Below are 23,655 nucleotides of genomic sequence, written 5' to 3'. Positions count from 1 at the left end.
GTGAACTCGCTGGTAACCTTTGTTTTGTGCACAATGGCACAATGCCGAATTCGAGTCCGATCGCCGCGTGGAAATCCCTCCGTGAGGGCAACGAACGCTTCGTTGCCGGCAAGCAGCTTCATCCTAGCCAGGGAGTCGAGTACCGGGCGCAGCTCGTCAACGCCCAGCATCCGACGGCGGTGCTTTTCGGTTGCGGTGATTCCCGTGTTGCCGCCGAGATCATTTTCGACCAGGGTCTCGGCGACATGTTCGTCGTTCGCACCGCCGGTCATGTGATCGACAGTTCTGTGCTCGGTTCGATCGAATACGGCGTGCACATTCTGGATGTGCCGTTGATCGTGATTCTCGGTCACGACGGTTGTGGTGCGGTCAAAGCCGCACTCGACGCAATCGATCATGGAAACATTCCGGACGGATTCATCCGCAGCGTTGTCGAGCGCGTCACGCCATCGATTCTCAAAGGCCGCAACGAAGGCTTGTCCACCGTCGACGAGTTGGAAACCCGCCACGTCATCGAAACGGGTTCGCTGCTCATGCAGCGGTCGCGAATCATCAACGACCGGATCAAAGACGGCAAATTGGCGATCGCGGGCGTCACGTACAAGTTGGCGGACGGACAGGTGCAATTGCACGGGTCGGTCGGCGATATCGGCGAAGTGGTCTGACGAATAGGCCTGTGTGACGGGTTCGACGCCGACACGCCGAGTCGGCTCAGCCGCTGGTGAGGCATCGGCCCCTACCGTGGAAATGTGCACCATCCAACCGGGCCGCTCCCACCTGAAATCTATTGGCGCCGCCGAGCGCTTGCCATCGGCGTGGTTTTGGTTGTGCTGATCCTCCTCGTCTGGTTCGTCAGCTCACTGGGTGGTGGCGACGATTCGCCGGCGGCGGAATCGGCTGCCTCGACGGGAACCCTGACCGCGCCGACCACGTCTGCCGGCGCGACCACGTCGGCGATCGATACCGGTGATCCGGGCAGCGCCGGCGGCGGCGGTGGGGGTCCCGCGACGCCTGCGGGTGAGCCGTTGACGTCAGCGGTCCCGGCCCCGCCCGGTCAGTGCCCCGACCAGGCTCTTGCCATCACGGTTTCGGCCGACAAACCGACCTACGTTGCCGGTGAAGAACCCGGCTTCGCAATCGTGATCACCAACATTTCGACGACGCCGTGCGAGCGCGACCTGGCGCCGGGCCTCCAACAGGCGATTGTGTACACACTCGACGGTCAGACCCGGGTGTGGTCCAGCGCGGACTGCTACCCGAACGATCAGACGGACGTGAAGCGTCTCGAGGGTGGCAAGCAAGAGGTCTACACGGTCAAGTGGTCGGCCAAGACGTCCGAACCCGACTGCGCAGGCGAACGCTTACCCGTTCCGCCGGGCGCTTACCACGTGGTCGGTCGGCTGGGGACCCTCAACAGCGCCCCGGTGCCGTTCAACATCGGCTAGTCGTGCGGTCCCGTCAGGCTGCTTTCGGCAAGGCGGGACAGGCCTTCCCTGATATGGCGTGCCCATGATTGGCCGACGCCGTCGACATGCTGGAGGTCGGCAGCGGACGCGGTGAGTAGGCCCTGCAGTGTCCCGAACGAGCCGACCAAGCGGTGAATCTGGTGGAACGACAGCCGGGGCACGCGCGTGAGGACTCGATAACCGCGCGGCTGCATCGGCAGTTCCAGCGCTTCGATTGTCGGCGGAAAGCCGTAGACCCCGGCGAGCACAGTCAGATCCAGCAGATCGACGTCGGTGAGGGTGTCGAGGGTCTCGAGGGTCTTTTCGATCGCGACGCCGCTCGCGGGTTCCTCGCCGACGAGGTAGTCGCGGACGAGAAGCTGCCGGGCAAAGTCGTTGTCGCCCACCAGTTCTTCCAGCTGCAAAGCGAGCTGGCGACCGTCGGTACCGAGTTCCAGCACGTCCTGCTCGATTTCGAGCGAGATCCGGCGGACCATCTCGAGCCGCTGCACAGCCGTCAGAGCGTCGCGCAGAGTGACGAAGTCTTCGATCTCCTCGACCGACAGCTGCCGGATCACTTCGTCGAGGCGAGCCTTGTAGCGTTCCAACGTTGCGACCGCCTGATTGGCTCTGGAGAGGATCGTCGCGGACCCGGCCATCACGTGGCGGACGCCGTCGACGTAGACGCTCACGATGCTCATCGACTGGCTTACCGATACGACCGGCACTCCGGTCTGGATCGCGGTCCGTTCGGCAGCGCGATGGCGAGTGCCTGATTCGACCGTCGGAATCTTCGGGTCCGGCACCAATTGCACGTTGGCGCGGACGATCTTCTTGCCGTCGCTCGACAGCACCACGGCACCGTCCATCTTCGACAGTTCGCGCAGGCGCGTGGGAGCGAACTCGACGTCCAATTCGAATCCGCCGTCGCAGATCGCTTCGATTTTTTCGTCGTAGCCGAGCACGATCAATCCGCCTGTGCGGCCACGCAATATTCGTTCGAGGCCTTCGCGGAGCACAGTTCCAGGAGCCAGCCGGGCGATCGCGTCCCGGAGAGCTTCCGAAGAACGGGGGTCCTCCATCCGCCCTACTCCTTTTGATACAAATTCGCTGATTTCGAAACGATCGATATCGCCCTACCTGCATATACTCACAGATAGGCTACCGATCCGGTGAGTCTCGCATCACAATCATATGGATGCGGGGCGCTTTCCCATTCATGTGGAGGGTCTAGTGACGTCGCAAGAGGTGCTTTCCGAGTACGGGACATTCGTTTGGCGCGTTGTTTTGGTCCGCGGAATTCTGGGGATCTTGTTCGGAATAGTCGCTCTCGCCTGGCCGGATATCACCGTCTGGTCTTTGGTGATCGTGTTCGGCGTGTACGCGATTGCGGACGGCATTGCGGGCGTATCGCGGGCCATCGCCAACCGCGAGACGATGTCCACCTGGAAGTGGATGCTGGCGATGGGCATCGTCTCGATCGCGGCAGGCATCGGCGCATTCGTGTGGCCCGCCATCACCGCCCTGGCGCTGCTCTACCTGATTGCATTCCACGCCATCGTGTTCGGCGTGTTCTGCATCCTCGGCGCCCGGCAGGCGCGAGCGGTGCCCGGCTCGGGTTGGGGCTGGATGCTCGGCGCAGGTATTGCCGCGGTCGTGTTCGGCTGGTTGCTCATCGTCTTCCCGGGAACGGGAATCATCAGTCTGATTTGGCTCCTCGGCTGGTACGCGATCGCATTCGGTGTCGTCATGGTCGTTGCCGCGCTGCACTTCCGGCGCTTCACCCGCGACGTCAGCGCAGGTGACCCATCGCTTCTCCCACCGTCGACACCTGCGTGATCTTCATTCCCGCGGGAACCGGTCCCGGGTCCCGCGGGACGAGCGCGTGGTCGAACCCGAGCCGCTGGGCCTCGGCGAGACGCCGCCCGATCCCTGACACTCGCCGCACTTCGCCTGCGAGGCCGACCTCGCCGAGTGCGACGACGCGTCCAGGCAGGACCTTCTTCTTGTCGGCGGAAATCAGCGCGAGCGCTATCGCGAGATCGGCGCACGGTTCGGTCACACGCATCCCGCCGACCGTTGCGGCATAAACCTCCCGAGTGCCGACGGCGATGTTGCAGCGGCTCCCCAGGACGGCAAGAACCATCGCCACACGGTTGTAGTCGAGTCCACTGACAGCGCGTCGCGGGATCGTCGCCTGGGTCGGCGCCAACAGCGCTTGAATCTCGCCGAGCAGTGGCCGTTTGCCGTCCATCGCGACGGTGACCGCGGTGCCCTCGACGTTCGCGCCCTTGTGGTGGAGGAACAGCCCGGACGGGTCGGAAATCCCGTCGATGCCGTCGCCGCGCAGTTCGAAGCAACCGACCTCGTCCGACGGGCCGAACCGATTCTTGACGCCCCTGACCATGCGCAGCGTGGAATGTCGATCGCCTTCGAAGTGCAGGACCACGTCGACCAGATGCTCGAGGGTCCGCGGGCCGGCGACCGCGCCGTCCTTGGTGACGTGCCCGACCAGCAGGACCGCGACACCGGACGCCTTGGCCAGCGAGGTCAGCGCGGTTGTCACCGCCTTGACCTGGGTGACGCCGCCGATCACGCCGTCCACGTCGGACGCGAACATCGTCTGGACCGAGTCGACGATGAGCAAAGTCGGCTGGACCTGTTCGACGTGCCCGAGCACTGTCGCGAGGTCGGCTTCCGCCGCGAGGAAGACGCGATCGTGAACCGCACCCGTGCGATCCGCGCGCAGCCGGACCTGGCCTGCCGATTCTTCGCCGGTGACGTACAGCGAACGATCGGTCGCGGAGCGCCGCGCCCACTGGTGGACGACCTCCAGCAGCAATGTCGACTTTCCGACGCCCGGCTCGCCGGCCAGCAGAACGACCGACCCTGGTACGAGCCCGCCGCCCAGCACTCGGTCGAGTTCCTCGATGCCGGTCGGGTTCGCCTTGGTCGCGACCCCGTCGACCTGCGAAATCGGCACGGCGGCAGTTGTCGGCAACATCGGTACGCGCCGCCCACCGCTCCCGCTCGGTAGCGCGGCGAGGGCGGGTGCCTCGGCGACCGAGCCCCACGCTCCGCAGTCCGGGCACTTGCCGACCCATTTCGGCATGGTGTGCTGGCACGACTCGCAGCGGAAGCTCGATTTGGGTTTGGCCACGCGGCGAGCCTAGTGACCCGTACCGACAGCATCGACGAAAAACTCCGCCGCACCTGGAAACGGTGCGGCGGAGTCGGTTCGACGCGTGCTTGCGGCTAGTGGCCGCCGTCCTCGTGTTCGCCGCCCTGGTGCTCGGCGTCGGAGCCGGAGCCGCCATGGCTGCCGCTCAGCTCGCGGTCGGCGATGATCGTGGACGCCTCGCTGCGCGGTGTTTCACCCGCGTCGATCGGGGCGTGCATCTTGATCTCGCCCGCGCGCTCGAACTTGAAGGTGACGTCTACGGTGAGGCCCGGGGAGAGGTCGCGGGTCAGGTTCGTGATCTTGACCGACGCCAGCTGGAGGGCGGGTGTGATCTCGCGGAGTGCCGCAGCATCTTTGTCGTCGGTGATGTTCTGCTTCTGCACGGCGTAGATGCTGTGCTGCGGCTTCAGCTCCGCTGCCGTGGCCGGCGTCAGTTCGGCCTCACCGATGACCTCGCCCTCGTACATGATGGGCGCGATCTCCAACAGTGTGTCGTCGTACTCTTCGCTCTGATTGATCGCCAGGAATGCGAGGACCGCTTCGCCGTTCTTCTTGTTCAGCTTCGGATCGGCGGGGTCGGCGTAGGCAATGTGCACGTTGCGCAGTGCGATCGCGCCCTTGTTCGCGGGTGCGCCGTTCACCGCGGCAACCTGCGTGGACATCTGCGACACCTGGCCGGAGCTGCATCCGGTCAGCGCGAGCGTCACACCAGCAACGATGCCGACCGCGGCTACGATTCGACGTTTCGGCGCAACGGTTATCACGGGTGTCCTCCATCGAGTCCAATGCGAACTTGAATACGAGCGTGGCTGTACGAGCGTGCGCTCCACGAGGGAGCGTAGTAGTTATCTGAAAAGGGTATGCGCCCGGGCGCGCCCAATAGGTAAGAACGCCACCATTTGTCGTCCGAACGGGTGATGTTCGACACGTCGCAATGCACGAATTGCCGATCCTGTCAACCCCTAGAATCGATCAACGATGCCCCTGACCTGCAGCGTTGATCCCACTGCCCTGCTGGAGCATGTTAAACTGGGTTTATCGAAAGGGGCACGGGACACATGATTTTCAAGGTCGGAGACACCGTCGTTTACCCCCATCACGGAGCGGCGTTGATCGAGGCAATCGAAACTCGCACCATCAGAGGTGAACAGAAGGAGTATCTCGTTCTCAAGGTCGCGCAAGGCGACCTCACTGTTCGCGTTCCCGCGGATAATGCCGAATATGTCGGCGTTCGCGATGTAGTAGGGCAAGAGGGTCTCGACAAGGTCTTCCAGGTATTGCGCGCACCGCACACCGAGGAGCCGACCAACTGGTCTCGTCGTTACAAGGCAAACCTCGAGAAGCTCGCTTCGGGTGATGTCAACAAGGTCGCTGAAGTTGTTCGCGACCTGTGGCGTCGCGAACAGGATCGCGGACTTTCCGCGGGTGAGAAGCGCATGCTGGCCAAAGCGCGTCAGATTCTCGTCGGAGAGCTTGCGCTCGCCGAGGGCACTGACGATGCAAAGGCTGAAGTAATTCTCGACGAGGTTCTTGCCGCCGCCTCCTGATCTCGATCGGGAGACGAGTGAATCCGGAGTCCGCCGCTGACGGCGGACGTGTTGTTGCGCTGGTTCCGGCGGCTGGCCGAGGCGTCCGCTTAGGTCAGTCGACGCCGAAAGCTTTCGTGCAAGTTGGTGGAACGTCAATGTTGCGGCGTGCCGTCGATGGGCTCGTCGAATCGGGCGTCGTCGACGACGTCGTGGTTATGGTGCCTGACGAGTTCGTCGGCGCCACCGCGGAACTTTTGCCGCCGGGTGTTCGGATTGTGGTGGGTGGTGCCGAACGGATCGATTCGGTCCGTGCTGGCATCACCGCATCTCCGGACGCCGATATCTATCTCGTTCACGACGCTGCTCGCGCGCTCACGCCCCCGGCGTTGATCGCCCGGATAGTCGCCGAACTGCGCTGTGGCCGTGCCGCAGTCGTTCCCGCGCTCGAAGTTGCCGACACGATCAAGAGTGTCGACATCATGGGCGGCGTTACCGGGACTCCCAAGCGCGCCGAGTTGCGCGCAATTCAAACTCCGCAGGGCTTCGATGCGGCACTGCTGCGTCGCGCGTACGAGTCCGCCGGTCCCGGCGATGCTGCGACCGACGATGCCGGACTGGTCGAGCGACTCGGCGAACGCGTGCGCACGATTCCGGGCGAGCCACTGGCATTCAAAATCACGACCCCGCTCGACCTTCTGCTTGCCGATGCGGTCGTTGGTGCACGTGAGTCTTGATATCCGCGTCGGTGTCGGCACCGATGTACATCCGATCGAACCAGGTAGGCCGTGCTGGATGGCCGGTCTGCTGTTCGCGGACGCAGACGGGTGTGCCGGTCACTCCGACGGCGATGTCGCCGTCCACGCGCTGTGCGACGCGCTGCTGTCGGCTGCGGGGCTGGGCGACCTCGGTTCCGTGTTCGGCACCGGTCGGCCCGAGTGGGCCGGCGTCAGTGGCGCCGCGATGCTCACCGAGGTGCGCCGGTTGCTGGAGACCAACGGCTGGGCCGCGGGGAATGCGGCTGTGCAGGTAATCGGGAACCGTCCTAAGATCGGTCCGCGCCGCGGCGAAGCCCAGGAATTGCTGTCGTCCCTCCTCGGTGCGCCGGTTTCGGTAACGGCGACGACGACCGACGGCCTCGGCCTCACAGGGCGTGGCGAGGGTATTGCAGCTGTCGCATCTGCCCTGGTCAGGGCGATTTAATCACCGCTTCTCAGGCGCATCGGTCCGGCATCGTTCCGGCACCGTTATGAAATAGATGCAAAGTCGTGATGTTGGGTCTACGATCTGTGGTGCCTGTCGTGCGCTCGCGCCATGACGGGATGCTTGCGGAACAGGCCGCCAAGTACCAGTGCAGGTCTTACACCTGCTTTTCGATCGGGTGGTTTCCCAATGGTTGCTCTCGGCCCAAGCGTCGTGGAGGGTGCGCCAGCCGGTACGTCCAAATGGACGCCGGCCGCGTGGCCGCTGCGATGGAAAGTCGCCGCCATCATGGTTTTGCCCGTCGCGCTCGCGATGACCTTCGGTGCGCTACGCATTCAGAACGAACTGTCCGCCGCTTCCAACCTCACAATCGCGTCCAACAATGTTGCCCTCGTCGGTCCTGCGGTCGCGCTGGTCGATCGCACTGACAATCTCGCTTACGCAGCGGCGTCGAACAGGGGGATCGACGACGCGCTCGCGCAGTTCGACGTAAGTGCGGCCGATTTCGAGACGCTGATCAAGTCGGGCGAGTTCGACGCCTCGGTCGCTGCCGACCTCGCCTCCGCGAGTGCGACCGCTGCAGCGCTTCGTACCGAGGTTGTGGGTGGCCGCATATCGGAGGCCGGGCTGGCCGAGAAGTCGGCAGAGGTCACGAACAAGGTGTCGTCGGCCATCGCAGCAACGATGGGCGGAGTCGACGACGACCGAGTGCAGGACCTCGCGGACGGCCTCGTCCTCGCGCTGGCTGCCCAGGGTTCCTTGACGACCGAGCGGGTCATGGTCCAGTCGACCGATTTTGCCGATGACATCGCCCTCCGGCTCGAAGTTGCTGCGGCCCTCGGCGCCGAGTCGGCTTCCCTCGATGAAGTTGCGCGCCAACTGGATTCGTCTGTCGTCGACGTTGCGTCGTTGCGCGCCGGCATCGATTCGCGGACTGCCGGCTACCGCGCCTCGGGTCCCGGCGTCGTCACGTCGGGAACGTTCGTCGATTCGTTCAACGCCAACGCTGCCCAGTACAGCGAAGTCGCGCAGCAGCTTGTGACGGACCTGAACGACACCGTCAACGCGCAGGCCATTTCGCTTCGGTCTGCGGCACTGCGCGATACGGCAATCATTCTCGGTTCGGTTCTCGTCGCGCTGGCACTTGCGCTCGCGGTCGGCCGGTCGCTGGTGCGGTCCATCAGTCGCCTGCGACATGGCGCGCTGCAGGTTGCGCGCCTGAAGTTGCCCGAAGAGATCGAACGGTTGCGGACCAGCGAGGGCGTCCCGGAGATCGAGGCAATTCCGGTGCACACGACCGAAGAAATCGGTCAGCTCGCGCGCGCTGTCGACGACATCCACCTCCAGGCACTCAGGTTGGCCGGCGAACACGGCGAGCGACTTCGTATCGGCGACATGTTCGAGACGCTGTCCCGGCGCAGCCGCTCGCTCGTCGAAGAGCAGCTCGCACTGATCGACACGCTCGAGCGCGACGAGGACGATCCCGTCCGTCTCGAGCACCTCTTTCGCCTCGATCACTTGACGACGCGTATGCGCCGAAACGGCGACAACCTGCTCGTTCTGGCCGATACGACCGAGCGTCGCGGCCGCTTGGACCCTATTCCGCTCGCCGACGTGCTGCGGGCCGGGATGTCGGAGGTCGAGGACTACCGGCGTGTGAAGATCGGGTCGACGGTGGAAGGGTCGCTCACCGGCGCGGCGGCGGCCGATATCGGCCACCTGATCGCCGAGCTGATCGACAATGCGCTGCGGTTCTCGCCGCCGGACTCGACGGTGTCCGTCGCGGTTGCGCGAGCCGTGGATGCGGGCTTCCTGATCGAGGTCATCGACCGCGGACTCGGCATGTCGGAAGAAGAACTGCGCGCCGCGAACGAGCGGCTTGCATCCGGTGGTGAGGTCACGGCCGAAACTGCCCGCCGCATGGGTCTTTTCGTCGTCGGACGACTCGCGCGCCGGCACGAGGCGACCGTCCGGCTGCGCAGTACCGACGCGCGGACCGGCAAGTCCGGTGTCACCGCGAGCGTCCACGTTCCCGGTGCCCTCATCGCCGCACCGCGTGAGTTCGACAGTGAGACAACCGAAACCGAGGCCGCTCCGCTGCGCCGATCGGCTGCGGCCGATTTCGCGCCACGCCAGGAATCTCGCCGGATCCCTGTCACACCGCTGAACAGCGCGTTGCCGGCACACGGCGACCTGGTCGGCACGGGACCTGTGCAAAACGGCACCGCGCAGAACGGCACCGCGCAGAACGGGACCGCGCAGAACGGGACCGCGCAGAACGGGACCGTGCAGAACGGGACGCATCAGAACGGCACGCACAGTGCGGACCTCGGTGGTCTGCGTGGATTGCCGCGCCGTTCTCCCGGCGCGAGCGGTGTCAGCACCGAGGGACGCATTCAGGCACCGAACGGTCGTCCGCCGGCCGTTGCTCCCGAACGTGCCGAAGCAGTCCGACCGGCACCGTCGAATACGTCGGCGTTCTTCAGCGCTCGCACCAACCCGGACGTGACGGCTGCGCGCGAGTCGTGGCCGCCGCCGCAGTTCCCCGTCCCACGGGAGGTGCCGAGACAACCGGCGCCGGAGCCCGCAGATTCGCAGAGCACCGAACCGCTGCCGATCTTCGCGCGGCTGACCTCGGAGTGGTTGATGGATCCCGCTTCGGCCAGTCCTGACAAGCCGTGGACATCGGCTGCCGACGCGGGCTGGACGGCCGCAGAGCAGGCCGGCGAAGCAAAGGTCGAGCGCCACACGGACAAGGGGCTGCCGGTGCGAACGCGCGGTGCCCGCCTCGTTCCCGGTGGCGCAGAACCGAATTCGCCGAGCAACGGTACCCGTCGCGATCCCGAAGCGGTTCGCGCAAATCTCAGTAGACAGCTTGCCGGTGTCCGCAATGGCCGGGCACGTACCGAAGAAGGCCGACACAGCCGCGAGGGAGATCGATGAACACGAGTATCCAGTCGACAACGGACCGCACGCTGGACTGGTTGGTGTCGAACTTCGTTCGAGACGCGGCAGGTGTGTCCCACGCGGTCCTGGTGTCTGCCGACGGCCTGCTGATGGCCGCGAGCACGCATCTGCCTGCCGACCGAGCCGAGCAGTTGGCGGCGGTCACGTCCGGTTTGGCGAGTCTCTCCAGCGGGGCGGCGCGGCTCTTCGACGGCGGCACAGTTCTGCAGTCCGTCGTGGAAATGGAGAACGGTTACCTGCTCCTGATGAGCGTCGGGAACGGTTCGCATCTCGCGACGCTCGCGTCCACTTCCTGCGATATCGGTCAGGTCGGCTACGAGATGGCAGTCCTCGTGGACCGCGTCGGGAAGACCGTGCAGGCCACGGCGCGCACCGCGCAGGATGTGCGGTGACGGCCACCATGAGTCGCTCGGCAGGCGGAGGCAGCTCGAACATGGCGCGGCCCTACACGCTGACCGAGGGGCGTACCCGACCGATCGTCGACCTCCCGCTGGAAGCAGCGATCGAAACTTTGGACGACACAGTCCGGCCCGAGTGGACGCCCGGCGATGTCCGCGTCGACATCGTTGCGATGTGCCACGAGCGTCCCTCGGTCGCCGAGATCGCCGCGCAACTGGGCCTACCGCTCGGTGTCGCGCGCGTACTCGTCGGTGACCTCGTTGCAGGAACCCAATTGCGCGTGCACGCCACCCTCGGCGGTTCGTCCGCAGCAGAGCGTCGCGGGCTGATCGAAAGGACGCTCAGTGGCTTACGTGCACTCTGACAGCTCCCGGGCCGTGTCATCGACGAAGATCGTGATCGCGGGCGGCTTCGGCGTCGGCAAGACGACCTTCGTCGGCGCAGTATCGGAGATTGTGCCGCTTCGCACCGAAGCGCTCGTCACCGACGAGTCCGACGGTCACGACGACCTCGCGGCAACGCCGCACAAGGCGACCACCACCGTCGCAATGGATTTCGGGCGTATCACGATCGCCGACGATTTGGTGCTGTACCTGTTCGGAACGCCCGGGCAGCGCCGCTTCTGGTTCATGTGGGACGACCTGGTCCTCGGCGCGATCGGTGCGATCGTCCTCGTCGACACCCGCCGACTCGACGACAGCTTCGCGGCTGTCGACTTCTTCGAGGCGCGCAAGCTGCCCTTCGTCGTCGCGGTCAACGAGTTCGACGGCGCGCCGCGGTATCACACCGAAGACCTGCGCGAGGCACTGGCCATTTCGCCGACCGTGCCGATCATCAACGTCGATGCCCGGGAACGGGAATCGGCAAAACAAGCACTGATCGCGGTGACCGAGTACGCACTCGACCACCTCGCATCGATGGCTCGCTGACCAGCCCACCCAAGGATTTCGCAATGAACGCTCTGCCAGCCCAACTCGCGGCCGCCAACCACGTGCACCATTTCGAAATGGGCATCTGGCTGCTCTTCCTCGCCTACATCGTCTCGGTGATCGGGTCGGTCGTCGGTCTTGCCTGCACGCGTCGCTCGAGCGACGCGGTGGTCGAGAAGGATCGGCTCAGATGGCTCGCGATGGCCGCCGTCGCTATCGGCGGTGTCGCAATCTGGCTGATGCACTTCATCGCGATGCTCGGCTTCGCGGTGCCCGGCAGCGTGATCCGGTACGACCTCGGCTGGACCTTCGCGTCGGCGGTGATCTCGATCGTCGCGACCTTCGCGGGGCTTGTCACCATCGGCCGGACGGTCGACTTCAAGCGGCTGCTCGCCGGCGGCATCATCATGGGGCTTGCGGTCAACCTGATGCACTACACAGGCATGTGGGCCGTGCAGTTGCAGGGTGAGATCACCTACAACAAGACGCTGGTCGGTCTGTCGATTCTTATCGCCGTCGTCGCGGCTACGGTTGCGCTGTGGTTCACGCTCGTTCTGGAATCGCTGGCGCTGCGGATCGTGGCCGGCTTCGTCATGGGCGTTGCCGTCGTCGGTATGCATTTCACCGGCATGGCTGCCGTGAGCGTGGACCTTGAATCGGGCAAGGCGGTGCCGGGCGGTCTCGAGGTGTTCTCCTTCCTGTTCCCGGTCTTCGTCATCGGCCTTCTCGCGCTGGCGATTCCGATCACGGCAGTCATGATGTCGCCCGACCGCGGCGCCGTCGCACTGGAGGCCGAAGCGGACCAACTCGCCGCTGACGCAGCGGCTGCACGCGACGAGGATTTGGTAGCCGTCGTCCCCGCGCACTCCCAGGCGGCGCGTAACCGGGCGGCGTTCACACTGCCGACGTCGGTCTGACCGCGCCCGACAGGCTCCCGACCGGCCAGGTGGTCCGAAACGTCCAGGTAGGATGGCCGGTCGTGACACCCCCCGTCCGTACGCCCGCCCCGCTGTCCTTGCGGCTGTTCGATACAGAGTCGCGCACCCTGCGTGATTTCGAACCGCTGATACCCGGCCATGTGTCGGTGTATCTGTGTGGGGCGACCGTGCAGGGCGACCCGCATATCGGTCATGTACGCAGCGGTGTCGCGTTCGACGTGCTGCGCCGCTGGCTGCTCGCGCACGACTACGACGTCGCCTTCATACGCAACGTCACCGACATCGAAGACAAGATCCTGGTGAAGGCGGCCGAGGCCGGCCGTCCCTGGTGGGAATGGGCCGCGACTTACGAGCGTGCGTTCGACTGGGCCTACGACAAGCTGGGCGTCCTCCCACCGTCGATCGAACCGCGCGCGACCGGACATGTGCCGCAGATGATCGAAATGATGCAGCGGCTGATCGACAACGGTCACGCGTACGCGTCGGAGGGCAACGTCTATTTCGACGTTCGCAGCTACGCCGACTACGGCAGCCTCTCGGGTCACAAGCTCGACGATGTGCACCAGGGCGAAAGCGCGGGGGAGGGCAAGCGCGACCCGCTCGACTTCACGCTGTGGAAGGCCGCCAAGCCCGGTGAGCCCACATGGGCGACGCCCTGGGGGCGCGGCCGCCCCGGTTGGCACCTCGAATGCTCCGCGATGGCCGAGTTCTACCTCGGCTCTGCATTCGACATTCATTGCGGCGGTATGGATCTGGTGTTTCCGCATCATGAGAACGAAATCGCTCAGGCCAAGTGCTCGGGCGACGACTTCGCGAACATCTGGCTCCATAACGGCTGGGTGACGATGGGCGGCGAGAAGATGTCGAAGTCGCTCGGCAACGTGCTCTCGGTCCCGAACATGCTCGAACGTGTTCGGCCCCAAGAACTTCGGTACTACCTCGGCAGCGCCCAATACAGGTCGATGCTCGAATATTCCGACGAGGCACTGCAAGTCGCGGCAAAGACCTATCAGGGCATCGAAGCGTTCGTGCTCAAGACGCGCGATCGTGCGGGGGACGTCCCGGTCGGCACGTGGACCGCTGCATTCGCAGCCGCACTCAACGACGATCTGGGTGTCCCGAAAGCGCTTGCGCAAGTGCATGGTTGCGTGCGTGAAGGTAACTCCGCGCTGGACGCGGGCGATCTGAGCGCGGCGGTCCAGATCGCCGGAACCGTGCGCGCGATGCTGCAAGTGCTCGGAATCGATCCGCTCGATCCGCACTGGGCAGGCCAGGTTGCAGATACATCGGCGATTTCGGCGGCGCTGGACGTGCTGGTCAAGGCTGAGCTGGACCGCCGGCAGCAGGCGCGCAAAGACAAGAACTGGGCAGTGGCCGACGAGGTCCGCGACCGAATGGCCGCGGCAGGCATCGAGGTCACCGATACACCGAATGGCCCCGAGTGGTCACTGAAGGGACACTGATGGCTGGCAACTCCAGCAGGCGCGGCGCAATCCGCAAGGGCGGAACGAAGAAGGGTCAGGTCGTCGGATCCGGCGGTCAGCGTCGTCGCGGCCTCGAAGGTCGCGGCGCGACCCCGCCCGCCGAGGCTCGTCCGGCGCATCCGGCGCACAAGCGCGCTCGCGCAGCGGCAAAGCATGCGGGTCAGGGCCGGACAACGCGGCCTGCGGGGCGCAAAGCCGAAGACGGTCCGGAGACAGTGCTGGGCCGCAACCCGGTTCTCGAATGTCTGCGTGCGGGTGTTCCCGCGACCGCACTGTGGGTGGCGACCGGCACGGAAAGCGACGATCGCCTGAAGGAGAGCGTCCAGCGCGCGGCCGACGCCGGTATCTCCATTCTGGAGGTCCCGCGCACGGATCTGGACCGGCTCAGCGCCAACGGGCTGCATCAGGGGATTGCGCTGCAGGTACCGCCGTATCGGTATGCCCACCCCGACGACCTGCTGACGACCGCGCGGTCGGCAGCGCAGCCGGCGCTGCTGGTTGCGCTCGACAACATCTCCGACCCGCGCAACCTCGGCGCGGTCGTGCGCTCGGTGGCTGCGTTCGGCGGACACGGCGTCGTGATTCCGCAGCGCCGCAGTGCAAGCATCACGGCGGTTGCATGGCGAACCAGTGCCGGCGCCGCGGCTCGGCTGCCAGTCGCGCGGGCGACCAATCTGACTCGGACGCTGAAGGATTGGCAGAGCAAGGGCGTTCAGATCGTCGGACTCGACGCGGAGGGCACGGTCACGCTCGACGAATACGACGGCAGTGGTCCCGTGTGTGTCGTCGTGGGATCGGAGGGCAAGGGCTTGTCGCGCCTTGTCCGCGAGACGTGCGATGCCGTCCTCAGTATTCCGATGGCGGGTCCGGTCGAGTCGCTCAACGCGTCGGTCGCCGCGGGCGTAGTCTTGGCCGACATCGCTCGGCAACGCCGGAGTTCTTGAGCCGCTGTAGGAGTGGAGGGTGCAATGAGTAATCCCTACGGTGACCCGTATCAACAGCCCGACCAGCCGGGCCAGCAGCCATACGGCCAGCCGCAGTACGGCCAACCACAGTACGGCCAACCACAGTACGGCCAACCGCCGTACGGGCAACCGGCGTACGGCGGCGGCTATTTCCCGCCGCCGGACCATCCGAACGCTCTGCTGATCCTGCTCCTCGGAATCGTCGGCCTGGTGTTCTGCCAGCTCGCCGGCCCATTCGCTTGGATGATGGGCAAGAAGGCGCTCGACGAGATCGACCGGTCGGGCGGCACGATCGGTGGTCGCAGCCAGGTGCTGGTCGGTTACATCACAGGCATCATCGCGACGGCAATTCTCGTGCTCGCCCTTCTGATACTCGTCGGCGTGCTCGTCGTCATCTTGCTGGCGGCCGCTTCCTGAGGTCCGGCGTCAGCGCAGCAGCTGGCGCCCGATCGCGAACTTGTGGACCTCGGTCGGACCGTCGTACAGCCGGAACGCACGCATGTCCCGGAAAATCATTTCGACGACGGTTTCGTCGCTGATCCCCTGACCGCCGAGAACCTGAACGCAACGGTCCGCGACCTTGAACAATTCCTCGGAGACGAACGACTTCGCCATCGAGCTTTCGTGCCTGCCCTTGGCGCCCTGATCGAGGATCCAACAGGCGTGCCAGATCGTGAGGCGGCACTGGTGCAGGGCAATCTCGTTGTCGGCCAGCATGAACGAAACGCCCTGGTGGTCGCCGAGTGTCTTGCCGAATGCGGTCCGCGTCTTCGCGTAATCGATCGCGATGCTCTGCGCGCGTGCCGCGGCGCCCAGCCAGCGCATGCAGTGCGTCAGCCGAGCGGGTGCCAATCGCAACTGCGCGTAGCGGAGTGCCTGTCCGGGTTCGCCGAGCAGCGCGCTCTTCGGTAGCGCAAGGTTGTCGAATCGAACGACGCCATGACCCTCGACGTAGTTGCGGTCCATCGTGTTCATAATGCGTTCGATCACGATGCCGGGCTGATCGCCGTCGGTCAGAAAGAGCGTCGGACCGGCGGGCATGTGCGGATTGTCTTGGAGGTTGGCCATGATGATCCACGTCTTCGCGCCGCGGGCGCCGGTGATCAGCCACTTCAGCCCGTTGATGACGAACTGGTCGCCGTCGAACGTCGCACTGGTTGCCAGCTGAGCGGGGTCGGATCCTGCGCCACCCGGTTCTGTCATAGCGAACACCGACCGCTGGTGACCTTCGATGACAGGCCGCAGGTAAGTGTCCGCCTGTTCCGGTGTTGTGATTTCGTTCAGCAGGAACATATTGCCCTCGTCGGGGGCGGCGCAGTTCATAGCGATCGGGCCGAGCGTGGACCAGCCGGAAGCCTCGAAGATGATGGCCTGCTCTGCGTGGGTCGGTTCCCAGCCGCCGTACGAGGCCGGTGCCTGAACGGTGAGCAGGCCTGCCGAACGGGCGTGTTCGACCAGCTCTTGGCGTAGTTCGTCGGTCGGGCCGTGCTGCGTCAGGCGGGGGTCGCGCTCGTAGGGGATCACCGTTTCTTCGACGAAACTCCGGATGCGGACGCGCTTGGCTGCAAGATCCTCGGGAACGGCGAAATCGATCATGTTTCTCTGTACCTCTCACCCACGTCGGCGCACCATAAGTTAACGGTGATTCGCATCGCACCTTACGCTATTGCGCCGGAGCGCCGTAACCGCCGCCACCGGGCGTCTCGATGACGAGCACGTCACCTGCCTCGAGCTCGACCGAATCCGATCCCGCCATATCCGTGATGGTGCCGTCCTTCCGTTCGACGCTGTTGCGTCCCAGCGCGCCCGGCTCACCGTCCGCCATGCCGTAGGGCGCAACCTTTCGATGATTGGACAGAGTGCTCACCGTCGCGGCCTCGGTGAACCGGATGCGCCGAATGGCGCCGTCCCCGCCCCGCCACTTTCCGGCGCCGCCGCTGCCCTTGCGGATCCGGAACTCCTCCAGCACCACCGGAAGCCGCCATTCGAGGACTTCCGGATCGGTCAATCGTGAGTTGGTCATATGGGTCTGCACCACGGGTGTTCCGTCGAAACCGTCACCCGCGCCCGATCCGGAACTCACTGTCTCGTAGTACTGGTGATTCGCATTCCCGAACGTGATGTTGTTCATCGTTCCGGAACCTTCGGCCTGGATCCGAAGGGCGCCGTACAGCGCACCCGTAATCGCTTGCGACGTTTCGACATTGCCCGCGACGACCGCAGCCGGATACACGGGAGCGAGCATCGAGCCCTCGGGGATTACCAGCTTCAGCGGAACCAGGCAGCCGTCGTTGAGCGGAATGTCATCCGCGACGAGGGTCCGGAACACATACAGCACAGCGGCATTCGTCACCGACGACGGCGCGTTGTAGTTCGTGTCGCGCTGTTCGGAAGTGCCGGTGAAGTCGATCGTTGCACTGCGCTCGTCCCGGTCCACCGTGACGCGCACGCAAATCTTTGCTCCGGAGTCCATCTCGTACTCGAACTCGCCGTCGGGCAGGTCGTCGATCACGCGCCGGACCGATTCCTCCGCGTTGCGCTGAACGTGAGCCATATACGCGTGCACGACGTCGAGTCCATAGTGCTCGATCATGGCGGCGATCTCGTCGACGCCTTTCTGATTCGCCGAAATCTGTGCGCGCAGGTCGGCGATATTGGTCGTCGGATTTCGTGACGGGTACTCCGCGTCACCCAGGAGGTCCAGCGTCTCGTCGATCCGGAAATTGCCTTCGCTGACCAGCAACCAGTTGTCGAAGAGCACACCTTCCTCGTGGACGTTCTTGCTGTGCGCCGGCATGGAACCTGGTGTCAGTCCGCCGATCTCAGCGTGGTGACCGCGTGACGCGACGTAGAAGATGATCTCCTCGTCCGCGCTGTCGAAGACCGGCGTGATGACCGTGACGTCGGGCAGATGGGTGCCGCCGTGAAACGGATCGTTCACCGCGTACACATCGCCAGGCGACATCGCTCCCTTGCGTCGTTCGATCACCTCTTTCACGCTGGGGCCCATCGACCCGAGATGGACCGGAATATGCGGAGCATTCGCGATGAGGTTGCCCGCGGGATCGAAGAGCGCGCACGAAAAGTCCAGCCGCTCTTTGATGTTGACAGATTGTGCGGTCGACTCCAGTCGGGTACCCATCTGTTCGGCGATCGACATGAACAGGTTGTTGAAGATTTCGAGGAGTACCGGATCCGCTTCGGTCCCCACATCGGCACTCGCGCGCGGCTTCGCCCGCTCCACGATGAGGTGTCCGGCATCGGATGTGCGCGCACGCCATCCGACGTCGATCACCGTGGTCGAATTCGCTTCGGTGACCAGCGCCGGACCCATAAGCTCTTCGCCGGATTGCAGGCGCTCCCTGACGTAGAGCGGGGTCTCGTGCCACTCTCCGGCGGAATACATTCGCACAGTGTCGATCTGCCCGTCGTCACTACTGCGCGATTCGACCAGGTTGTCGAGGTCGGGTTGCTCGGTCAGCCCGGTCGCCTCCACCGCCAGCGCTTCGACCACCAGCGGGCGATCCATGAGGAACGAGTACGTGTGCCTATGTGCTTCCTCGAAATCAGTGACCATCTCGTCGTGGTCGGCGAGGTCGATCGGGATGGCAGTGTCCGTGCCGTCGTAGCGGACATGCGCGCGCTCGGTGATCCGAATGCGGTCCTCTGCAACTCCTTCCGAACGCAGCTCGTCCCGTACCGCGTCGACGAGTTCATCGCAGCGCTCGCGTAATTGGTCCATCGAATCCGGTTCGAGGGTCAGTTCCACCGACTGCTCACGCATTGCCGTCGTATCCGCGAGGCCGATTCCGAGTGCGGACAGCACGCCGGCGAACGGTGGCACCAGCACGGTGTCGATGCCGAGCGAATCGGCAACGGCGCAGGCATGCTGGCCGCCTGCGCCACCGAAAGTCGTGAGGGCATAGCGGGTTACGTCATGACCTTTCTGCACCGATATCTTCTTGACCGCACTGGCCATGTTCGCAACGGCAATCTGCAGGAACCCATTGGCGACCTCCTCGGGGGAGCGACCGTCGCCTATCTCGTGTGCCAGCGCGGCGAATTGTTCCCGCACGGAGTCGACGTCGAGCGGCTCATCGCCGTCGGAACCGAACACATGCGGAAAACACTGTGGCGCAATGCGGCCGAGCATCACGTTCGCGTCGGTGACGGTCAGTGGACCGCCGTTGCGGTAGCTGGCGGGTCCGGGATCTGCGCCCGCGGAATCAGGACCGACGCGGTATCGGCTGCCGTCGAAATGCAAGATCGAACCACCGCCCGCCGCAACCGTATTGATCTCCAGCATCGGTGCCCGCAACCGCACGCCGGCGACCTGAGTATTGAAAACGCGGTCGTACGAACGTGATTCCTTCGACCGCCGCGCATAGTGGGACACATCGGTCGATGTTCCGCCCATGTCGAATCCGATCACACGGTCGAAGCCCGCGAGTTCGGACATGCGCACCATGCCGACGATGCCACCGGCCGGGCCGGAGAGGATCGCATCTTTGCCCCGAAAGTGGTCCGCCTCCGCCAACCCGCCGTTCGACTGCATGAACATCAAACGCACGCCGGGCATTTCGTCGGAAACCTGGGAAACGTACTTGCGCAACACAGGAGAAAGGTAGGCGTCGACGACGGCAGTATCGCCGCGCGGCACGACCTTCATCAGCGGACTCGCTTCAGCCGAGCGCGAGACCTGGTCGAAGCCGACATCCTCGGCGACACCCGCGATCTGCGCCTCATGATCCGGGTACAGGTGGCTGTGTAGGCACACGACCGCAACTGCCCGCGCGCCGTCGTCGTAAGCCTTCTGCAAATCGTCGCGAACCCGATCGAGATCAGGCTCACGAAGCACCGTACCGTCCGCCGCGACGCGTTCGTCGACCTCGATCACCCTGTCGTACAGCGGCTCCGGCAACACGATGTGCCGGTCGAAAATTCGCGGCCGGTTCTGATACCCGATCCGCAACGCATCACCGAACCCCTTGGTGATGACGAGCGTCGTCGACACACCTTTGCGCTCGAGAAGCGCGTTGGTTGCGACAGTCGTACCCATCCGGACAACTTCGACACGATCCGCCGGAATCGGCTCGTCCTCGCCGAGCCCCAACAATTCCCGGATCCCCGCCACGGCAGCGTCGCGGTATCGACTCGGATTCTCCGACAGCAACTTGTGCGTCACCAACCCGCCATCGGGCGGGCGCGCAACCACATCCGTGAACGTACCCCCGCGGTCGATCCAGAATTGCCAGCGCACTGTGTCATTCTGCCCGCCGCGAGGAGAATGTAGGAAAAGCCCCGGAAAACGGGGCTTTTCCTACATTGATCGGCAATCGGAGGCCGGCACCCCGCGTCGCAGGTCGTAGGCTTTCCACATGTTGGCATCGAGTGCGTTGGTGGGGTTCGTGGGGGTGTCGGATCTGGCGCGGGCCGCGGAGTTCTACGGCGACATTCTGGGCTTTTCGCTGCGTGACGAGTCGCCGTTTGCACTGGTTGCCGACGTGAACGGCACCGACCTCCGCATTACGGCTGTCGAGACGCCGGCCGCGGCGCCGTACACGGTCCTGGGCTGGAGAGTCGACGACATCGAGACGATGGTGGACGCACTCGTGGATCGGGGAGTGGTGTTCACCCGCTACGAGGGCATGGACCAGGACGATCGCGGAATCTGGACGGTTGCCGAAGGCACCCGGATTGCGTGGTTCCTCGATCCGGACGGCAACGTCCTGTCCCTGGGCGAGTCCGCTACGCCGTAACGCCGACTCTGCGGCCCGCTTGGTTCCGGCGCCGCGACCCGATCACGCGGCAGACCAGGTAGATCGTGAACGAGATCGTCGTGACGAACGTCGAGACCGGCGCACCGGGCGCGAGCGACAGCAGGATGCCCCCGACCGCCGCGACCTCCGCAAACAGAATCGTCAGAATCGTCGCGTGCAGCGGACTCGCCGTGACCCGCGCCGCGGCAGCGGCGGGGGTGATCAGCAGCGACAAAACCAAAAGTGCACCGACGATCTGCACGCCCAGCGCCGCCGTAATTCCGACGAGCACCGCGAAGACGATCGACAACGCACGCACCGGAACGCCACGGGCGAGAGCAACTTCGGGATCCGTACTGGCGAACAGCAGCGGTCGATAGACGAATACGAGGACGGCCAGAACTATCACGGCGCACACCAAAAGCAGTGTCAGACCACTGTTTCCGACGCTGACGATCTGCCCGATCAGAAGTGAGAACGCCGTACCGGTGCGACCCGGATACAACCAGATGAGTAGCACCGAGAGCCCGAGACCGAACGACATCACGACGCCGATCACCGAATCACGTTCTCTCGCTTTGGTACCGAGCAGTCCGAACAGTATTGCGGCGACGACAGATCCGGCAATTGCGCCCACGCCGACGCTGATGCCGGCGAGCAGCGCCGCGGCCGCGCCGGTCAGGGAGAGCTCGCTCGTGCCGTGTACCGCGAACGACATCTGCCTGCTGATGATCAACGGACCGACCGCACCGGCGAGCAAGCCCAGAATCGCCGCGGCGATCAGTGCCTGCTGGACGAAGTCGTAGCCGAGGAGGTGTTGGGTCTTGTCGAAGTCGAACAGGTTCGACCAGAGGTCGGACAGTTTGTCGTTCATGCCCAGTCCTCGTGCACGTGGTGCCCACCGGCGGACCCGAGCGCATCGACCGCGTCACCGGTTCCGATCACGACAAGCCTGCCGCGAACCTTCAGCACGTCGACGTCTGTTTGGTAGAGCTCGGACAGCACGGCGGACGTCATCACTTCGCTCGGTGGCCCGATCCGGAACTGGCCGTCGACCAGGTACAACACCCGGTCGACGATCGGCAGAACCGGGTTGATCTCGTGGGTCACGAACAAGACAGCGGTGTTGTGCGTGCGCCGCCGCCGGTCGATGAGGCCGGAGACGAGGCGTTGATTGGCGAGGTCCAGGCTGAGGAGCGGTTCGTCGCAGAGCAGGACCTTGGGATCGCCGACCAGCGCCTGCGCAACCCGCAACCGCTGCTGCTCGCCGCCGGAGAGCGAACCGAGGGGAGCGTCGGCGAACGCGTACGCGCCGACCTGACCGATGGCCTGGTCGACGAGTTTGTGCCGCTTGGCACGGTTGCGGAATCCGATGCCCCACTTGTGCCCGTCGACGCCCAGGCCGACGAGATCGCGGCCGCGCAGAGGAAGTCCGTCGTCGACGGCTTTCTGCTGCGGTATGTAGCCGACGTCGGCGTTGCCCGCCCGCGCGTCGGCGCCCGCGATCTGTGCGGTACCGGACGTCAGTGCGAGTTGGCCGAGCAGAACTTTGAGCAGCGACGTTTTACCCGAACCGTTCGGTCCGAGGACTGCTACGAATTCGCCTGGTGCGACGTCGAGGTCGAGGCCGTCCCATAGGGTTCGATCGCCGAACGAAAGCCGCGCACCGGCGAGGTTGACCGCCGGTGCGCCTGCGTTGCCTGTATCGCGCTCTACCACAGGATGTTTGGCTTCACTGTTCGGGTACGGCGCGACCTTGGTCAGGCCGTACGTCAATTGAGTGCCTCGGCAAGCGCTTCGGCGTTCTGCGTCTGCCACTGAATGTAGTCGAGCCCGTCAGGAAGCGTCTCGCTGACTTCGACGATCGGCACGCCGGCTGTTTCCGCGGTCGCCCGGACGTCGTCGGCGACCTTGCCTTCGGTCTGGACGTTGAAGACCAGTGCACGGACCTGTTTCTGCGAGATCAGGTCACGGGTGGCGGCGAGTGCGGACGGCGACGGGTCGTTGCCCTGCTCGATTGCTTCTTCGAACTCGCCCGGGGTTACGTCGTCGGCGCCGGCTGCAAGCAGGAGGTAGTGCGCGATCGGTTCCGTCTGTGCGACAGGGCTGTTGGGGTGGTCGGTTTTAATCTTGGCAGTTACGTCTGCAATGCCGTGCAACTTTTCGTGGAAGGCCTCTGCACGTTCGGTGTAGGCGGCGGCATTGTCGGGGTCGATCTTCGACAGCTCGTCCGCGATCTTGTGAGCGACCGCGTCGACGGTCGGGATGTCGTACCACACGTGCTCGTTGACGCCGCCGTGTTCGTGGTCGTGCCCGTCGGCAGGCTCGGTGACCGAATGGTCGTGGCCGTCTTCGGTGCCGAGATCGCCCTCGGCGCCGAGGAGCGCAAACGCTTCGACGGTCGGCTTGCTACCGGTATCGGCGAGGATCTTTTCGACGAACTCGTCGTAGCCGCCGCCGTTGAAGACGACCAGGTCGGCGTCGGTGACCTCGGCTGCGTCGCTCGGCGTCGACTCGTAGGAGTGCGGGTCCGCGCTCGGGTCCTGGATCAGCGAAGTGACGGTCGCAGAGTCGCCCGCGACCGCCTCCGCAACGCTGCCCCAGACGTTCGTCGATGCGACGACGGTGATGCCCGAGGCCTTGGCGTCATCGGCGGAACCGCACGCGGTCAGCGTGAGCGCGGTAGCGATCGACAGGCTCAGCGCAGCGGCGGCCACACGCGGGGTGCGGGTTGCAGACACAAGGACTCCCCAGGGACTGTTGTTAATGGAAACCATTTCCGTTGTACTGTAGCGGCGATTTCGGCGGACCACATATCGCAAATTCCGCATGGGTCGCAAAACGAAATCAGCAGCACCC

23 protein-coding genes are annotated in these 23,655 nt (G+C 64.7%); 15 read left to right on the top strand and 8 right to left on the bottom strand.

Features of this window, described 5'->3' with window-relative positions:
- Window positions 1–41: 41 nt before the first annotated feature.
- Together JGU72_RS14780 and JGU72_RS14775 are read left to right on the top strand one after the other, a co-directional pair.
- Window positions 42–665 (top strand): carbonic anhydrase, encoded by a 624-nt coding sequence (locus tag JGU72_RS14780; protein WP_199684741.1) that lies wholly within the window; start codon window positions 42–44, stop codon window positions 663–665.
- Between the two features lie 84 nt (window positions 666–749).
- Window positions 750–1,445, top strand: coding sequence for a hypothetical protein (locus tag JGU72_RS14775; RefSeq protein WP_199684740.1), 696 nt, complete (start codon window positions 750–752; stop codon window positions 1,443–1,445).
- Here JGU72_RS14775 and disA read toward each other — a convergent pair.
- Window positions 1,442–2,527, bottom strand: coding sequence for a DNA integrity scanning diadenylate cyclase DisA (disA, locus tag JGU72_RS14770; protein ID WP_199684739.1), 1,086 nt, complete (start codon window positions 2,525–2,527; stop codon window positions 1,442–1,444). The two genes, JGU72_RS14775 and disA, sit on opposite strands and share 4 nt — an antisense overlap.
- Window positions 2,528–2,678: 151 nt before the next feature.
- Between disA and JGU72_RS14765 the strand changes: the two genes are divergently transcribed.
- Window positions 2,679–3,284 carry an HdeD family acid-resistance protein gene (locus tag JGU72_RS14765; protein ID WP_307828454.1) on the top strand — a complete coding sequence of 202 codons (606 nt, stop codon included), beginning with the start codon at window positions 2,679–2,681 and terminating at the stop codon, window positions 3,282–3,284.
- Here JGU72_RS14765 and radA read toward each other — a convergent pair.
- Together radA and JGU72_RS14755 are read right to left on the bottom strand one after the other, a co-directional pair.
- Window positions 3,238–4,605, bottom strand: a complete 1,368-nt coding sequence (gene radA / locus JGU72_RS14760; protein ID WP_199684737.1) for a DNA repair protein RadA — start codon at window positions 4,603–4,605, stop codon at window positions 3,238–3,240. The two genes, JGU72_RS14765 and radA, sit on opposite strands and share 47 nt — an antisense overlap.
- A gap of 95 nt (window positions 4,606–4,700) precedes the next feature.
- Entirely contained in the window at window positions 4,701–5,390 is a 690-nt protein-coding gene (locus JGU72_RS14755; protein ID WP_199684736.1) for a hypothetical protein, read from the bottom strand.
- 294 nt (window positions 5,391–5,684) lie between these two features.
- Here JGU72_RS14755 and carD point away from each other — a divergent pair, with 294 nt between their 5' ends.
- From carD to JGU72_RS30720, 11 genes are all read left to right on the top strand, one after another.
- Window positions 5,685–6,173, top strand: coding sequence for an RNA polymerase-binding transcription factor CarD (carD, locus tag JGU72_RS14750; RefSeq protein ID WP_199684735.1), 489 nt, complete (start codon window positions 5,685–5,687; stop codon window positions 6,171–6,173).
- A 17-nt stretch (window positions 6,174–6,190) separates the two neighbouring features.
- Window positions 6,191–6,889, top strand: a complete 699-nt coding sequence (gene ispD / locus JGU72_RS14745) for a 2-C-methyl-D-erythritol 4-phosphate cytidylyltransferase (RefSeq protein ID WP_199684734.1) — start codon at window positions 6,191–6,193, stop codon at window positions 6,887–6,889.
- A gap of 1 nt (window position 6,890) precedes the next feature.
- Window positions 6,891–7,355 carry a 2-C-methyl-D-erythritol 2,4-cyclodiphosphate synthase gene (gene ispF, locus JGU72_RS14740; protein ID WP_199685318.1) on the top strand — a complete coding sequence of 155 codons (465 nt, stop codon included), beginning with the start codon at window positions 6,891–6,893 and terminating at the stop codon, window positions 7,353–7,355.
- 189 nt (window positions 7,356–7,544) lie between these two features.
- Window positions 7,545–10,298, top strand: coding sequence for a sensor histidine kinase (locus JGU72_RS14735; RefSeq protein ID WP_199684733.1), 2,754 nt, complete (start codon window positions 7,545–7,547; stop codon window positions 10,296–10,298).
- Window positions 10,295–10,714 (top strand): roadblock/LC7 domain-containing protein, encoded by a 420-nt coding sequence (locus JGU72_RS14730; RefSeq protein ID WP_199684732.1) that lies wholly within the window; start codon window positions 10,295–10,297, stop codon window positions 10,712–10,714. The genes JGU72_RS14735 and JGU72_RS14730 overlap by 4 nt, the downstream gene beginning before the upstream one ends.
- 8 nt (window positions 10,715–10,722) lie before the next feature.
- Entirely contained in the window at window positions 10,723–11,085 is a 363-nt protein-coding gene (locus tag JGU72_RS14725; RefSeq protein WP_199685317.1) for a DUF742 domain-containing protein, read from the top strand.
- Window positions 11,086–11,098: 13 nt separating this feature from the next.
- Window positions 11,099–11,650, top strand: coding sequence for a GTP-binding protein (locus JGU72_RS14720; protein ID WP_199685316.1), 552 nt, complete (start codon window positions 11,099–11,101; stop codon window positions 11,648–11,650).
- Window positions 11,651–11,673: 23 nt separating this feature from the next.
- Window positions 11,674–12,567, top strand: coding sequence for an MHYT domain-containing protein (locus JGU72_RS14715; protein ID WP_199684731.1), 894 nt, complete (start codon window positions 11,674–11,676; stop codon window positions 12,565–12,567).
- Window positions 12,568–12,659: 92 nt separating this feature from the next.
- A complete protein-coding gene (gene cysS / locus JGU72_RS14710) occupies window positions 12,660–14,051 on the top strand; it encodes a cysteine--tRNA ligase (RefSeq protein ID WP_199685315.1) in 1,392 nt (463 codons plus the stop codon).
- Window positions 14,051–15,016, top strand: coding sequence for a 23S rRNA (guanosine(2251)-2'-O)-methyltransferase RlmB (rlmB, locus tag JGU72_RS14705; protein WP_199684730.1), 966 nt, complete (start codon window positions 14,051–14,053; stop codon window positions 15,014–15,016). The genes cysS and rlmB overlap by 1 nt, the downstream gene beginning before the upstream one ends.
- Window positions 15,017–15,040: 24 nt before the next feature.
- Window positions 15,041–15,454, top strand: a complete 414-nt coding sequence (locus JGU72_RS30720; RefSeq protein ID WP_233532477.1) for a DUF4190 domain-containing protein — start codon at window positions 15,041–15,043, stop codon at window positions 15,452–15,454.
- Window positions 15,455–15,463: 9 nt separating this feature from the next.
- On the opposite strand, the gene JGU72_RS14695 is transcribed toward JGU72_RS30720, so the two are convergent.
- Window positions 15,464–16,633: an acyl-CoA dehydrogenase family protein gene (locus JGU72_RS14695; RefSeq protein ID WP_199684729.1), complete on the bottom strand. Its 1,170-nt coding sequence runs from the start codon at window positions 16,631–16,633 to the stop codon at window positions 15,464–15,466.
- A 67-nt stretch (window positions 16,634–16,700) separates the two neighbouring features.
- Window positions 16,701–20,297 carry a hydantoinase B/oxoprolinase family protein gene (locus JGU72_RS14690; protein WP_307828453.1) on the bottom strand — a complete coding sequence of 1,199 codons (3,597 nt, stop codon included), beginning with the start codon at window positions 20,295–20,297 and terminating at the stop codon, window positions 16,701–16,703.
- Window positions 20,298–20,415: 118 nt separating this feature from the next.
- Between JGU72_RS14690 and JGU72_RS14685 the strand changes: the two genes are divergently transcribed.
- The gene (locus tag JGU72_RS14685) at window positions 20,416–20,796 is read left to right on the top strand and encodes a VOC family protein (RefSeq protein ID WP_199684728.1); all 381 of its coding nucleotides are present in this window, start codon (window positions 20,416–20,418) and stop codon (window positions 20,794–20,796) included.
- Here the strand turns inward: JGU72_RS14685 and JGU72_RS14680 are convergent.
- Genes JGU72_RS14680 through JGU72_RS14670 form a run of 3 tightly spaced genes read right to left on the bottom strand, consistent with a single transcriptional unit; the run spans window position 20,786 to window position 23,537 of the window.
- A complete protein-coding gene (locus JGU72_RS14680) occupies window positions 20,786–21,670 on the bottom strand; it encodes a metal ABC transporter permease (RefSeq protein WP_199684727.1) in 885 nt (294 codons plus the stop codon). The two genes, JGU72_RS14685 and JGU72_RS14680, sit on opposite strands and share 11 nt — an antisense overlap.
- The gene (locus tag JGU72_RS14675) at window positions 21,667–22,515 is read right to left on the bottom strand and encodes a metal ABC transporter ATP-binding protein (protein ID WP_199685312.1); all 849 of its coding nucleotides are present in this window, start codon (window positions 22,513–22,515) and stop codon (window positions 21,667–21,669) included. The genes JGU72_RS14680 and JGU72_RS14675 overlap by 4 nt, the downstream gene beginning before the upstream one ends.
- 53 nt (window positions 22,516–22,568) lie before the next feature.
- Complete coding sequence (locus JGU72_RS14670; protein ID WP_307828452.1) at window positions 22,569–23,537, bottom strand: metal ABC transporter solute-binding protein, Zn/Mn family; 969 nt, start codon at window positions 23,535–23,537, stop codon at window positions 22,569–22,571.
- Between the last annotated feature and the right edge of the window lie 118 nt (window positions 23,538–23,655).

The organism is Antrihabitans auranticaus, assembly GCF_016481275.1.
In the GTDB taxonomy this organism is placed as follows: Bacteria; Actinomycetota; Actinomycetes; order Mycobacteriales; family Mycobacteriaceae; genus Antrihabitans.
Note: the sequence above shows the minus strand (reverse complement) of the source record. Positions and strands in the feature narration are given on the sequence as shown.